Annotated in this window: 10 protein-coding genes and 1 tRNA gene; 7 read left to right on the top strand and 4 right to left on the bottom strand. The window is 37.8% G+C overall.

The features are described 5' to 3' along the window. The first annotated feature begins 78 nt into the window (after positions 1-78). From trmD to KG732_RS07440, 4 genes are all read left to right on the top strand, one after another. Positions 79-759: a tRNA (guanosine(37)-N1)-methyltransferase TrmD gene (gene trmD, locus KG732_RS07455; RefSeq protein ID WP_213522035.1), complete on the top strand. Its 681-nt coding sequence runs from the start codon at positions 79-81 to the stop codon at positions 757-759. Between the two features lie 47 nt (positions 760-806). Continuing rightward, positions 807-1,169, top strand: coding sequence for a T9SS type A sorting domain-containing protein (locus KG732_RS07450; RefSeq protein ID WP_213522033.1), 363 nt, complete (start codon positions 807-809; stop codon positions 1,167-1,169). Between the two features lie 130 nt (positions 1,170-1,299). Beyond that, the gene (gene rplS / locus KG732_RS07445) at positions 1,300-1,653 is read left to right on the top strand and encodes a 50S ribosomal protein L19 (RefSeq protein ID WP_213522031.1); all 354 of its coding nucleotides are present in this window, start codon (positions 1,300-1,302) and stop codon (positions 1,651-1,653) included. A 226-nt stretch (positions 1,654-1,879) separates the two neighbouring features. Then, positions 1,880-4,102, top strand: coding sequence for an NADP-dependent isocitrate dehydrogenase (locus KG732_RS07440; RefSeq protein WP_213522489.1), 2,223 nt, complete (start codon positions 1,880-1,882; stop codon positions 4,100-4,102). A gap of 287 nt (positions 4,103-4,389) precedes the next feature. On the opposite strand, the gene KG732_RS07435 is transcribed toward KG732_RS07440, so the two are convergent. Both KG732_RS07435 and hutI read right to left on the bottom strand, forming a co-directional pair. Then, positions 4,390-5,409, bottom strand: coding sequence for a formimidoylglutamase (locus KG732_RS07435; RefSeq protein WP_213522028.1), 1,020 nt, complete (start codon positions 5,407-5,409; stop codon positions 4,390-4,392). Between the two features lie 6 nt (positions 5,410-5,415). Then, positions 5,416-6,666, bottom strand: coding sequence for an imidazolonepropionase (gene hutI / locus KG732_RS07430; RefSeq protein WP_213522026.1), 1,251 nt, complete (start codon positions 6,664-6,666; stop codon positions 5,416-5,418). Positions 6,667-6,792: 126 nt separating this feature from the next. Here hutI and KG732_RS07425 point away from each other — a divergent pair, with 126 nt between their 5' ends. The 3 genes from KG732_RS07425 to KG732_RS07415 all read left to right on the top strand — a co-directional run bounded on the left by KG732_RS07425 (position 6,793) and on the right by KG732_RS07415 (position 8,863). Beyond that, a complete protein-coding gene (locus KG732_RS07425) occupies positions 6,793-7,950 on the top strand; it encodes a PLP-dependent aspartate aminotransferase family protein (protein ID WP_213522024.1) in 1,158 nt (385 codons plus the stop codon). A 1-nt stretch (position 7,951) separates the two neighbouring features. Then, the gene (bshB1, locus tag KG732_RS07420; RefSeq protein ID WP_213522022.1) at positions 7,952-8,668 is read left to right on the top strand and encodes a bacillithiol biosynthesis deacetylase BshB1; all 717 of its coding nucleotides are present in this window, start codon (positions 7,952-7,954) and stop codon (positions 8,666-8,668) included. Positions 8,669-8,787: 119 nt separating this feature from the next. Then, positions 8,788-8,863, top strand: a tRNA-His gene (locus tag KG732_RS07415). 42 nt (positions 8,864-8,905) lie between these two features. Here the strand turns inward: KG732_RS07415 and KG732_RS07410 are convergent. Then, a complete protein-coding gene (locus tag KG732_RS07410; RefSeq protein WP_213522020.1) occupies positions 8,906-10,051 on the bottom strand; it encodes an efflux RND transporter periplasmic adaptor subunit in 1,146 nt (381 codons plus the stop codon). Positions 10,052-10,061: 10 nt separating this feature from the next. Next, positions 10,062-14,396 carry a CusA/CzcA family heavy metal efflux RND transporter gene (locus tag KG732_RS07405; RefSeq protein WP_213522018.1) on the bottom strand — a complete coding sequence of 1,445 codons (4,335 nt, stop codon included), beginning with the start codon at positions 14,394-14,396 and terminating at the stop codon, positions 10,062-10,064. Positions 14,397-14,439 lie beyond the last annotated feature (43 nt).

Raw genomic sequence — 14,439 nt, 5'->3', positions numbered from 1 at the left:
GAGTTATTTAAAGTTAACAACTGCTCCTTTTTCTGTTAACCTCGAACAATTCCTTTAACTTTGCCCTAAAACAGCATCGTGCGTATAGACATCATCACCTTATTACCTGAATTAATACAAAGTCCATTTGAAGCTTCCATTTTAAAACGAAGCATCGAGAAAGGCCTCGTAGAAGTGTATATGCATAATTTAAGAAAGTACGGACTTAATACATACAATCAGGTAGACGATTATCAGTATGGCGGTGGAGCAGGAATGGTGATGATGATTGAGCCACTAGATAAGATGATTAACGGACTAAAGTCAGAGCGAGAATACGACGAAGTGATTTATATGACTCCAGACGGTGAAACCTTAAATCAAAGAATGGCTAACCACCTTTCACTTAAAGAAAACATCATGATTGTATGTGGCCATTATAAAGGAATCGACCAACGGGTGCGCGATCTATACATTACCAAAGAAATCTCTATAGGAGATTATGTTCTATCTGGTGGCGAGTTAGGAGCTGCTGTTTTATGTGATGCGTTAATCCGATTAATTCCTGGCGTGATTAGTGATGAAACTAGTGCTTTGACCGATAGTTTTCAAGACGGACTGCTGGCCCCTCCCGTTTATACACGTCCTGCAGACTATAAGGGTCATAAAGTTCCTGAAATACTATTAAGTGGTAACCTTGGAGCCATAGAGTTATGGAGGGAAGAGAAGGCTTTGGAAAGAACACAAGAAAGAAGGCCCGATCTTTTAAGCGAAGATTAACCCCAATAATTGGTTAAAAAGTTTTAAATTTGCTAGAGAATTTTATTATGAGAAAAACAGTACTCTTTTTATTTATAAGCGTTTTTGCGTTCTCGTTCAGTGCTGCGTCCATACCAGATTTTGGTAAGGATATAGTTGTTGTAGACCCTATTCAAAAAGAAAAGGAACAACTTACCATCCTAACCAATCCAGTCAAAGATGGCTTTTTAAGAATTACTTTTTCTAGTTCTACGAGCAATGATCTTGATCTAACTATTATCAACTCCTTAGGCAAGCAAGTGTATAATGCAAAAAGGAGCATTAATAGTGATGTACAAACTTTTGATGTTTCTAAATTAAGTACTGGAATGTACTTTCTTAGAGTGAGTACTACCTCTTCCAATTTTGTAAAAAAATTGATTATTAGGTAACCCCCTTTAAAAACTTCTTATTTTATTTGTCAGTTGATGACAAGGTTGTATTTTTGCAACTCGTAAAAATTAACCTCTGACGATAATCGTGAATGTTAGTCCTTACTTAAATATTTTAATTCCTAGTAATATGGAACAATTAGTAAAATTCGTACAAGACGAATTCATTGAAAAAAAAGATTTTCCTAAATTCTCGGCTGGAGATACGATCACTGTATTTTACGAGATCAAAGAAGGTGAAAAAAGCCGTACACAGTTCTTCCGTGGAGTTGTACTTCAATTAAGAGGTACTGGATTAACAAAAACATTTACAATTAGAAAAATGTCTGGAGGTATAGGTGTGGAACGTATTTTCCCTATCAATCTTCCGGCGATTCAAAAAATTGAAATCAACAAACAAGGAGCTGTTCGTAGAAAACGTATTTTCTACTTCAGAGAGCTTACTGGAAAGAAAGCACGTATCAAAGAAGCGCGCAGAAAGTAATCCTTTTAATTATATAAAAAGCTGTCCTTACCGGGCAGCTTTTTTTATGCGCTAAGGTTTTATATCGATAACAGGTTTTTCTTTCAAAATTTGACACTTTAAGTGCTAAGCCTAAGTGAAAATCTTTCAAAACCAGCAACCTTGCTTTATATTTGCAAGCCGATCAAATAGATTGTAAACGATGTCGTATCCCATCGTTTTATTAGAAATTAAAATCCAATTCAACATGTCAGATCAACCTAGGATCCTATATACTAAAACAGATGAGGCCCCCGCCTTAGCAACATCTTCTTTCTTACCTATTATAAAAAAGTTTATCGCTCCCGCTGGAATTGATATTGAAAGTAGGGATATTTCTCTAGCAAGTAGAATACTTGCTGTTTTTCCAGAAAGATTAAAGGAAGGTCAAAAACAAGAAGATGCCCTTGCCGAATTAGGCCAACTTGTAAAACACCCTGATGCTAATATTATCAAATTACCTAATATATCAGCATCTTTACCACAGCTGGTAGAAGCTATTAAAGAGTTGCAAGCAAAAGGATATGACATTCCTGACTATGTGGAAGAACCAACAACAGATGAGGCAAAAGAGGCAAAAGCGCGTTATAATAAAATAAAAGGCAGTGCGGTCAATCCCGTTTTACGTGAAGGTAATTCTGACCGACGTGCTCCTAAACCTGTCAAGCAATACGCAAGAAACAACCCTCACTCCATGGGCGCGTGGAGTAAAGACTCTAAATCTCATGTGTCCACAATGACCGCTGGTGATTTTGCACATAACGAAAAAAGCTTTACTACAAAAAAAGAAACTACTGTCGATATCCAATTGATTGATAAAGCTGGTAGAATTCATGTTTTAAAAAAAGGACTTCCTTTATTAAAAGGAGAAATTCTTGATGGGACGTACATGAGTAAAACAGCCTTATTAGAATTCTTAGAAGAGCAAATCAACGATGCTTTAGAAAAAGATGTGCTATTTTCTTTACATATGAAAGCTACGATGATGAAGGTTTCCGACCCTATCATTTTTGGCCACGCCGTAAAAATATTTTTTAAACCTTTATTTGACAAATACAGCAGTGTATTCAATAAAATTGGTGTAGACGTCAATAATGGACTAGGTGACCTATTGAGCAAGCTTCACGAACTTCCTGAATTAGAAAGAGAAAAAATTCAAAATGAGCTGCGAGATGTGTATACATACAGACCTCAACTGGCTATGGTAAATAGCGACCATGGTATTACTAACCTCCACGTACCTAGTGACATTATTATTGATGCCTCGATGCCTGCGATGATCAGAAACTCTGGACAAATGTGGAATAAAGAGGGGAAGTCCCAAGACACTAAAGCAGTTATTCCAGACAGCTCTTATGCTGGAGTTTACGACGCTACTATTGAGTTCTGTAAGAAGAACGGCGCCTTTGACCCTACAACTATGGGTACTGTTCCTAATGTAGGCCTTATGGCTCAAAAGGCTGAGGAATACGGTTCTCACGATAAAACCTTTGAAATTGCTTTGGGCGGAAAAGTACAAGTAGTGGATACCACTGACCAAAAAGTGTATTTAGAACATACCGTAGAAGCTGGAGATATTTGGAGAGCTTGTCAAACTAAAGATGCCCCTATTCAGGATTGGGTAAAGCTTGCTGTATCAAGAGCCAGAGCAACCAATGATCCTGCTATTTTCTGGTTGGATAACAACAGAGCACATGATGCTCAAGTTATTAAAAAAGTAACTCATTATCTTAAAGATCACGATACTCAAGGACTTGATATAACGATTGCTTCTCCTATATTAGCCACGGAACGCACGCTCAGAAGACTGAAGGATGGAAAAGACACCATTTCTGTTACAGGAAATGTATTAAGAGATTACAATACCGACTTGTTTCCTATTCTTGAAGTTGGAACCAGTGCAAAAATGCTCTCCATCGTTCCATTAATGAATGGTGGTGGATTATTTGAAACTGGTGCTGGTGGAAGTGCTCCAAAGCACGTTCAACAATTTCAGAAAGAAAATCATTTGCGTTGGGATTCTCTTGGAGAGTTTTTAGCACTTGCCGTTTCATTAGAACATCTTGCTATTTCTTATAAAAACGAAAAGGCACAAATCATCGCTGATGCACTGGAAAGAGCAACAGAGAAATTTTTGACCAATAGAAAATCTCCTTCACGTAAAGTAAATGAACTAGACAACAGAGGTTCTCAATACTATCTTGCTTCCTATTGGGCACAGGAGATAGCAAATCAAGATATTGATGAAGAACTTGCAGCACAATTCGCCCCACTAGCTAACAAGCTCGTAGAAAACGAAGCGCAAATCACTAGTGAACTTATTGCTGTACAAGGCAAGCCTATTGATATAGGTGGGTACTATTTACCAGACCCTGCTAAGGCAGAAGCCGCCATGAGACCAAGTAAAACTTTTAATGAAATTATAGGGTAATTAATCTGTTATCAGGTATTTAAAATCCCAATATCCCTTTTGATATTGGGATTTTTTTGTCCTTTTATACCTTCCCATTTTCCAAAACGACAAGATTTCCTTTTCCTAGTATGTTTTTAAGAATGACTTTTATTTGGTGGTGATAAAGAGTTGATCTAATTCTGAGGACCCTCTTTCCTGTCCGTTTTTTTGATCCCCTTTCTAAAAAAGGATGAGTTTTCAAATGCCAACAGCACCCAAAACACAAATCGAAAAACGAGGGAAAATGCAAGCTGCTAACCCCTACCCTAAGGAAGGTCATTGATTAAACTTGCCAAGGCTTTGCCTACTTGATGTTTATACCCATAACAAGGAGCTGCCTCACAAATATGAATATACTTTGGGGATTGACGTGCTTTCCTAATGATTTCCTTTATTACAATTCTAAGTTCTTGAAAAGAATAACCTGCTGGTGTTTGTGCGCTCGAAGGAAAATCAGCCACCACATCCATATCAATTTCGAGTACAAAATTGGTGGTATCCACATGGCTTATGGCTTTTAGAACTTCTTGTTGAATTTTAAAATTTTCAAAATTATAGGAACTGTAATCTATCGCATCACTTTGTCCTATTAGATCAATCATTGGCTGGCTCAAATAGTGCTCTTGAATTCCTATCATATAATAAGACCTTAAATACCCTTCTTGAATCGCGTGGCTAAAACCATTACCACTGTGCCTTCCACTAGCAGGCCTCAAATCAGTATGCGCATCTATATTGATACAATCTACTGGAAGAGTATATCCACAAGCTCTCAATAGCGGATAACTGTTATTATGCCCGCCTCCTATGACTATAGGTATTTTGCCTGATGCTATAATTAAAGAGGCTATTTCACTTACTCGTTGATCCAATAATTTTACCAGATCACTCAACTGCGTACGATCTTTAGGAGAAGATGCAATTAAGTTTTGAGCTTGTAACATTAAATCTTTAGTGTTGACACTTCCCAAAACACAGAATCGGCTGACATCGTTTAAAGAAGACTGCTGTAAACTTAAAAAGGATTCTAAAAAGGATTCCCAAGCGTCACTTGCTCCTGCTCTACCCATATTCGCCCTTACGCCTATATCTTCAGGAATACCTATAATAAGATATTTTGCCCTTAACTTAGAGAGTTCCTTTAGGTCTTCACAAACTTCCATAGACTGTGCAAAGGAAACAGCTGTATCTTCAGGTTTCGTATGGCTTTCATTATTTAAGTCAAAACGAATAGAAACATAATGTGCTCGTTTTTCCTTGGTGAATAGTTCAAAATGCTCCCTCATATCATTTTAAATAAATTGACCATTAACAACAACTTGATCGATAACCACTTGCCCAAAGTTATATGGGATAGAAGCCATACTTTCTATATTTTTAAATATCATCAGATTTGCCTTTTTACCTATAGTAATGCTTCCTAGTTCCTCTTGAAGTTCTAGTGCATGAGCAGCATTTATAGTAAGTGCATTAAAAGCACGTTGTGGTGACATGTTCATTTTTATACAAGCTAAAGAATAGACAAAATTTAAATTACCAGAAGGCGTGCTGCCTGGATTATAATCACTCGCTAAAGACACCGCTATATCCTGCTCTATCATTTCATTCACTGGCGCATATTCCAATCCCAAAAAGAAAGAACAACTAGGTAAGGCAGTTGCAATGGTCCTTGAACCAGCTAAGGCAGTAAAGTCAGAAGCCTGCATAACTTCTAGATGATCTACACTAACCGCTCCTGCTTGAACTGCCGCTTCTATAGCCCCTAGAGCATTGAACTGATTCACATGTACTTTTGCTTTAAGACCATAAGCACTTCCTGCTTCTAGAATACGCAACATCTCCTTTACGGTAAAATAATTTTGCTCACAAAAAACATCTATATAATCTGCAAGATGTTCTTCTGCAATTTTAGGTAACATCTCATCAATAATGAGATTAATATAGGCTTTCCGATCCTTTTTGTATTTTAATGGAAAGGCATGTGCTCCCAGAAAAGTAGACTTTATTGGAATTTTATGGTGGCTCGTTGTACCACTTTCGCGCAAGCGAGACACTACTCGAAGTATTTTTAATTCGCTTGCTACACTTAATCCATAGCCACTTTTTATTTCTATAGCTACAGTCCCTTGGGCAACTACTTGATCCAGTCGCGAGCGCGCCTGTTCAAACAGTTCCTCTTCGGTCATTTTTTCCAACGCTGCAGCACTATTTAAAATACCACCACCTCTAGAGGCTATTTCTTCATAAGAAAGACCGTGAATCCTATCTTCAAACTCCTTCTCTCGAGTAGCTGCAAAAACTAAATGAGTATGACTGTCTATATAACCTGGTGTAATGATTTGGTCTGAACAATCATAAACCTCCTGGGCGGGATGAGAGTGGTAATTATCCATACGTCCATAATCTTTAATAAAACCATCTTCTAGCCACAAAAAGGCATTCTTAATCGATGGTAATTCATCCATTTCCTTGCCTCGTAATGGTGTATTGGTGTGTTCCCTAACTTGAACTAATTCCTTGATATTTATAAAAAGCTTGCTCATGAGGTGAAGATAATTAACTCCTTATTAAAAAAAGGAAATTGAGACCAGCATTTGTGCATGTGCTAGAAGTGTTTTTTTTACATTTAATTTACTTTTAATCCTTACAATCTTATTAATTTCGACCGTATGAAAGAAAATAGACATCCCAACTACCTTTGTGTACATTCAGGACAGTTAAAAGATGAGGTTTATGGGGGCGCGACAGCTCCTATTTACACCTCTACTGCGTATGATTACAGAGGCGAAGGTACCAATTTATATCCCCGATATTTTAATACTCCTAACCAAGTGGCTCTTGGTAAAAAAATGGCTGCCTTGGAACATACAGAAGCTGGAATGATATTCGGTAGTGGTATGGCTGCCATTAGTGCCGTATTTATGGCGTTTCTTAAAACTGGTGATCACGTGATCATGCAACGTGCTATTTACGGCGGTACTGCTCATTTTGCAGCAGCAGAGTTTGAAAATGTTGGTATTCAATACACGTTGATTGAACAGGTAGATCAAGAAAGTCTGCAAGCAAGTTTGAAACCCAATACTAAAATGGTGTACATGGAAACCCCTAGCAACCCTTTGTTAGAGGTTACAGATATGGAATTGGTTTCCGCTTTCGCGAAAGCGAACTCCTTAACAAGCGCCATAGACAATACATTTGCATCACCCATCAACCAGACTCCTGCCGACTTTGGGATCGATATTGTGATACACAGTGCTACAAAATATTTAGGTGGTCACAGCGATATTTGCGCGGGTACCGTTAGTTGTAGCCAGGAACATATGGATAGGCTCTGGAAAACGGCCAAAAATTATGGAGGTAGTTTAAGTGATCAAACGGTATGGCTATTAGAAAGAAGTATTAAAACGCTAGCTTTAAGAGTAAAAAGACAATCTAAAAATGCTAAAAAACTCGCAGTATTTCTAGATCAACATCCAGATATTAAAAAAGTTAATTATCCAGGACTAAAATCACATCCACAACACGAGCTCGCTAAAAAGCAAATGAATGCCTATGGTGGTATGATGTCTTTTGAACTAAAACAATACATCAATCGAACCAAATTTTTAGAAGAATTAGAAGTGATTATGCCTGCTTTAAGTCTTGCTGGTGTAGAAAGTACTATTCTCGCACCTAGCACCACTTCACATAGCCTGCTCACTGCAGAAGAAAGAAAAGAACAAGGAATTTCTGATGGCCTTTTAAGGTTTTCTGTAGGTATTGAAGAACCAGAAGTGCTCATTGCCGATTTAGAAACTGCAATCGGAAAAAGTCGCAAAAAAAATTAATATGAAATTAGACATACTAGCAGTAGGAGCACATCCAGACGATATAGAGTTGAGCTGTGCAGGAGTATTGCTTAAAGAGAGATCACTTGGTAAAAAAACTGGAGTTCTAGACTTAACTAGAGGCGAATTGGGCTCACGAGGTAGTGCCGAAATAAGAGATCAAGAAGCCGCTGCTGCTGCAAAAATCCTTCGACTTTCTATAAGAGAAAATCTCGCTTTTAGAGATGGCTTTCTTTTAAATGATGAAGCACACCAATTAGAAATCATCAAAGTTATTAGAAAATACCGCCCAGAAATAGTTCTTTGCAACGCTGTTAAAGATCGACACCCTGATCATGCAAAGGCTTCTGAGTTGACCAGTGTGAGCTGCTTTTTATCTGGCCTCCAACGTATAAATACAAGTATAGATGGGGAGCTTCAAGAACCTTGGAGACCTAAACACGTATACCACTATGTACAATGGCAAGATATAGTGCCCGATTTTGTAGTGGATATTACTGGTTACATAGATGATAAAATAGCTGCTGTACAGGCTTATCAAACTCAATTCTATCAACCTGGAGATACAGGTCCTCAAACGCCTATCAATTCCAAAAACTTTTTGGAATCTATTACATACCGCAGTGCTAACTTAGGCAGGCTTATAGGAACTGAACATGCTGAGGGCTTTACGAGCGAGCGACATCCCGCAGTAAATAGTATTTTTGATTTGATTTAAATAAATTGAAAAAAAACTATAATTTTACACCCAGTTTTAAGAATTATATTAAATTTGCATCCGCTAAAGGCGAGTGGTTGAATTCTAGAGACCCACTTAAATAAAACTCACATTGATATGGTGATTGTAGCTCAGTTGGTTAGAGCGCTGGTTTGTGGTGCCGGAAGTCGCGGGTTCGAGTCCCGTCCTTCACCCTCAAAAGGTCTTAGTTTTCTAAGACCTTTTTTTATGCCCTAATTAATCCCCTAATAAATTAAAAGCGCCTTGGATCAAAAAGGTTGTCTCTGAATCAAAGCTACTCTTATTTTCTAGTTCCGTAAAACCATTATAACTTCTTTTTACTACTACTTCTTCTTGATTGAAATAATAGGTATCGCCTTCTTTTTGATCCAAGACTAATACATAAAACAGCCCATCAACTTCCACTACTGCTTGATTAGGTACCGCTTTCGCGAAAGCGGTACTTGTAATAATATGTGCATCTATAAACATCCCAGTTAAAAAATCGGTTTGCTCTTCATTATTTATATGACCGTGTACTTTAATGGTTCTGTTTTCTTCAATGGAGGTGCCCACTAAATGCACTTCAGCTTTATAGGTGTCTGATGAGGCTTCAGGAATTTTAAAGTCGATTTCTTGTCCTTTTTTGATCTTTAAAATATCCTTCTCAAAGACAGAAAGCTCTAAGTGAATATGGTCAGTATCGATGATTTCTAAAATTTCAGTGGCTGGTGAAAGGTAACTCCCTTTTGAAATGTTCACCTTAGTAATACTTCCTGAAATAGGCGCATAAATACTTACCGCCGAACTGATATTTCCTGAGCGTACACTGGATGGTGATATGTTGATCATTCTCAATTGTTTGTCTAGTCCTGTATGCTTTGCTACAGCAGTTTTGTACTCACTTTCTGCTTTTAAATAGCTTTTTTGAGAAGTAATATTTTCAGCATTCATACGTACTTGTCTATCGTACTCGGATTTCAGATAGGAAAGTTGTTCACTGACTTCCAGGTACTCTTGCTGTAACTTTATAAATTCTGGATTTTCTATGGTTACGAGTACTTGACCTTTGCGCACTACATCCCCCACTAATAAAGAGGTTGTTGTAATGTAACCTCCCATAGTAGCGTTGACTACAGCTCGATTTTCTGGGGGTACATCTATCATCCCGTTGACAAATATCAAGTTAGGAAATGATTTTTCTTCTAGGGTTCCTAAGATCATGTTGCTTTGTTCAAATTGTGCTTGGGTGATCTGAATGCGTTGATCCATGGAAGCAGCGCTTTGGATTGCTACTTGGTCAGCGGTATTAGGTTGCTCGCCACAACTGTTTAGGGCAACTGTTAGACTAAAAGTGACTATGATGTATATATGACGTTTCATAACGTGTTGTTTATAAGGTTAGGTAATTGATGGCAATAATGGTTTGATTGTATTCCTTGAGTTGATCCAGATGGCCTAGTTGGATATCATAAGCGCTTTCTACACTTTGAATGTATTGGTAAAAATCAATTTCACCATTTCTAAAACTACTCTCGGCTGTTTTTAAAATTTCTTCAGAAAGCATGTTGCCCTCCTTCTCATAATAATCTAAAGCTTCTTGAAGCTGGGAGAGATTCACCTGTAATGCGTCCAGCTTTGCCTTTAATAGAATTTTATATTCGCTAGATTCTGCTGTAGCGATATCTTCTGCTATTTTTGCTGCTTGAATTCGAGAAGATTGTCCACCAAAAAGTATAGGAATTTTCAAACCAAATTGATACCCGTAGAGATTGTCATTCAATTGAGAATTGGAACCTTGAAAGTAATTCAGGCTGATATCAGGTAGTAATTTTTGCTTTTCAAAACGACTTTCTGCTTCTAACAGGGCTATTCTACTCTTATAAAAACTGATTTCTGGGCTCACCTCTATTTCTAGAGTACGCATACTTACCTTGAGAATGGGCGCTCTAGCTATAGTAATAGCTTCATCTACTTGTATTACTTTTAGTAAACTGCGGTAGGCAAGACTGACCTCTTTTTGAACTTGGGTGTAAGCAAGATGGACTTGCTTTTGTTTAGAGGTCGCAGTAATTTTTTCAAGATAATTGGTCTCCCCCAGTTCAAATCGCCTGGTCGCTATATTAGAAAAACTAGTGTATAAACTATCTAATTGCTTATAGGTATCTTCCTTTTCTTTAGAAATTTGATAATTATAATAAGCCGTTGTCACCTGACGTTTGATTCCTTTTTCCTTAATGGCGTATGCATTTGATGCAATGGTAACATTGGCTTCATTCCGTTTCTTTTCAGAAAAATAAACCGTGGGGAAACTAAAATTTTGTTGAATTCCAAAAACTCGTAAAGGCTGAGTGTTAAAAGCTACGTTATTCTCATCAAAATGATAATAAACCTCTGTTTTATCAAAACTAAATGCAGTATTGATGAAGGCATCCGATTGTTCTACTTGCAAGGCACTCGCTTTTAAACCTTCATTATTTTGAATCGCAAGCGGTATCAACTCTTCTAAGGTTTTAGGTTGTTGCTGTGCTTGTACATTAATTGAAAACAGTAAAACCAAAACACTAGCGCCAGCTATAGCCTTTTGAGAAGAGCCTTTCTTCTTTTCTTTAGGTGGTGTATAGAGATAGGCGTACAATACAGGCAATACAACTAAAGTGAGTAATGTAGCTGATATTAAACCGCCTATAACCACGGTTGCTAGCGGACGTTGTACCTCAGCACCAGCATTAGTAGAAATGGCCATTGGTAAAAAACCCAATGCAGCCGCCGAAGCAGTTAATAATACTGCTCTTAACCTATCTTTAGTTCCTTGTTTTATCAAGGCTTCCATACTCTCAAATCCTTCTTTTTGTAATTCTTTAAAATGCTCTATCAGTACAATCCCATTTAATACTGCAATACCAAATAAAGCAATAAAACCAACTCCAGCCGAGATACTAAAGGGCAAGTCTCTTATCCATAATAATAAAATACCTCCTACAGCTGCTAGCGGTATTGCCGAAAAGATCATCAACGCCTCCTTCACTGATTTGAACGCCAAATATAAAAGCACAAAGATCAAGATCAGTGCTATAGGTACTGCAACCATCAATCGCGATTTAGCACTTTGAAGGTTTTCAAATTGACCTCCGTAAGTTATAGAATACCCAACCGGCAACTTTACATTTTCATTAATGAGCTTTTGTATGTCATCAACGACAGACTGCAGGTCGCGATTACGCACATTGATCCCTACTACTATTCTACGTCTGGTATTATCTCTAGATATTTTAGCCGCTCCTTTTTGGTAACTGATATCTGCCAGCTCACTTAGGGGTATTTTACCTCCAGTAGGAACATCTATATATAAGTTTTTAAGATTGTCTATATCTTGACGTTTGTTTTTATCCAATCGTACTACAAGATCAAATCGCTTTTCACCTTCAAACACACTTCCTGCTATTTTCCCTGCAAAACCCATTGAAATCATATCATTCAGCTCTTGGATATGAAGTCCATATCTAGCAATTTTAGCACGATCATATTGTACGCTCATTTCTGGCAACCCAGCAACTTTTTCTACATAAATATCGGCTGCACCTGGCACGTTTTCAATTAAAGCACCTATTTCACTTCCTTTTTTTGCAAGAATTTCTAGATCTTCACCAAAAATCTTTATAGCAATATCTGCTCGCACTCCTGTAATCAATTCATTGAAGCGCATCTCTATAGGTTGTGTGAATTCTACTTCCATTCCTGGAATCACTGCAAGGGCCTCTTTAAACTTATCGGCCAGCTCATCTTTTGAGGAAGCAGAAGTCCATTCTGATTTAGGTTTTAATACAATAATCACATCACTTTCTTCCATAGACATAGGGTCTGTGGGAACCTCAGCAGCACCTATACGGGTGACTACTTGCTTGACTTCAGGAAATTGTTTGATGAGTATCTGTTCTATTTCTGTAGTTATTTCTATGGTTTTGCTCAATGATGTTCCTGTTTTCAATATGGGCTGAATCACAAAATCACCTTCATCTAATGTGGGTACAAACTCGCCCCCCATAGTCGAATAGAGAACGATGGAGGTAGTTAATAAACCTACCGCAATACCCAAGACTATTTTTTTGCTCTGTAACGCCCAATGAATCAAAGGCTCATATACTTTATTGAGCCACTTCATGAGTCTAACCGATATATTTTTATCCGTTGCTGTAGATGGTTTTAAAAATATAGATGCTACCACTGGCACATAAGTAAAACAAAGAATCATCGCCCCTATCAATGCAAAACTAAAGGTCAAGGCCATAGGCTTGAACATTTTTCCTTCTACGCCATCTAAGGATAAGATAGGAATGAATACAATCAGAATGATCAGCTGTCCAAAAATGGCAGAGTTCATCATTTTGGAGGCTCCATTAAATATGATGTTATCTTTTAATTCTTGTCGTCCCGCTTTCGCGAAAGCGTTAATCTCAGACTTCTTTCTAGTGATTTCAAAAGCTATAAACTCAACAATAATCACCGCACCATCTATAATGATCCCAAAGTCAATAGCCCCGAGACTCATCAAGTTAGCATCTACCCCAAAAATATACATTAAGGACAAGGCAAAAAGCAAACACAAAGGAATAACTGAAGCTACCACCAGTCCCGAACGGAAATTACCTAAGAGCAATACCACCACAAAAATCACTATCAGACAACCTAAGATCAGGTTTTCACTTACCGTAAAAGTGGTCTTTGCGATAAGTTCGCTTCGATCAAGAAAGGGATTGATATAAACACCTTCTGGTAAAGATTTTGAAATAGAGGCCACGCGTTCTTTTACAGCGTCGATCACCTTCTTAGAGTTGGCGTCCTTAAGCATCATCACTTGACCTAGGACTTTCTCACCTTCGCCATTTCCGGTAATCGCCCCAAAACGTATGGCATTTCCAAAGCCTACAGTGGCCACATCTTTAATATAGATAGGTATGCCGTTTTTATTGATCACAACGATGTTCCTTATGTCTTCTAAGGAAGAAACAAGTCCTTCACCTCTAATAAAAAAAGCTTGATTTACCTTTTCAATATACCCCCCACCAGAAATGCTATTGTTCATCTCCAAAGCCGTAAAAACATCTCGTGCTGAGATCTCCATGGCATTTAACTTTTCAGTATCTATAGCAACTTCGTACTGTTTTAAAAGTCCGCCCCAAGTGTTGACCTCAACCACCCCTGGTATCCCAGAGAGTTGGCGTTTTACGATCCAATCCTGAATCGTCCTCAGGTCTTCGGCGGTATATTGATCTTTAAATTCTGGTTCTACATCAAGAATATATTGATAGATCTCGCCCAAGCCTGTGGTGATGGGCCCCATTTCTGGAGTTCCAAACCCTTCAGGTATTTTATCAGAAGCCGATTTGATTTTTTCGGCTATAAGTTGTCTTGGTAAATAGGTTCCCATATCGTCTTCAAAGACAATGGTAACCACTGATAAACCAAACTTAGAAACCGAACGTATTTCCTTTACTCCAGGTAAATTTGCCATCTCCAGTTCTACAGGATAAGTAATGAATTGCTCCATATCCTGAGTAGAAAGATTGCGAGATGTGGTGATGACCTGTACCTGATTATTGGTAACGTCTGGCACGGCACCTATAGGAATTTGTAATAAGGAATACAGCCCAAATCCTACAATAAAGGCAGTAAATAAAAGAACAATAAACTTGTTCCTTAAACTGTAATGAATAATAGTTGAAAGCATTTTGTCATTAAATAATAGGTGTACATTTTACCATAACAGGAAA

Source organism: Nonlabens sp., from assembly GCF_018401815.1.
Taxonomy (GTDB): domain Bacteria; phylum Bacteroidota; class Bacteroidia; order Flavobacteriales; family Flavobacteriaceae; genus Nonlabens.
This window is presented reverse-complemented; position numbering and strand designations above follow the sequence as displayed.

Excerpts from the sequence above, each read along its gene's own strand:
- KG732_RS07450 (WP_213522033.1), top strand. The coding sequence starts at position 807 with ATGAGAAAAACAGTACTCTTTTTATTTATAAGCGTTTTTGCGTTCTCG.
- rplS (WP_213522031.1), top strand. The coding sequence starts at position 1,300 with ATGGAACAATTAGTAAAATTCGTACAAGACGAATTCATTGAAAAAAAA.
- KG732_RS07440 (WP_213522489.1), top strand. The coding sequence starts at position 1,880 with ATGTCAGATCAACCTAGGATCCTATATACTAAAACAGATGAGGCCCCC.
- KG732_RS07435 (WP_213522028.1), bottom strand. The coding sequence starts at position 5,409 with ATGAGGGAGCATTTTGAACTATTCACCAAGGAAAAACGAGCACATTAT.
- hutI (WP_213522026.1), bottom strand. The coding sequence starts at position 6,666 with ATGAGCAAGCTTTTTATAAATATCAAGGAATTAGTTCAAGTTAGGGAA.
- KG732_RS07425 (WP_213522024.1), top strand. The coding sequence starts at position 6,793 with ATGAAAGAAAATAGACATCCCAACTACCTTTGTGTACATTCAGGACAG.
- bshB1 (WP_213522022.1), top strand. The coding sequence starts at position 7,952 with ATGAAATTAGACATACTAGCAGTAGGAGCACATCCAGACGATATAGAG.
- KG732_RS07410 (WP_213522020.1), bottom strand. The coding sequence starts at position 10,051 with ATGAAACGTCATATATACATCATAGTCACTTTTAGTCTAACAGTTGCC.
- KG732_RS07405 (WP_213522018.1), bottom strand. The coding sequence starts at position 14,396 with ATGCTTTCAACTATTATTCATTACAGTTTAAGGAACAAGTTTATTGTT.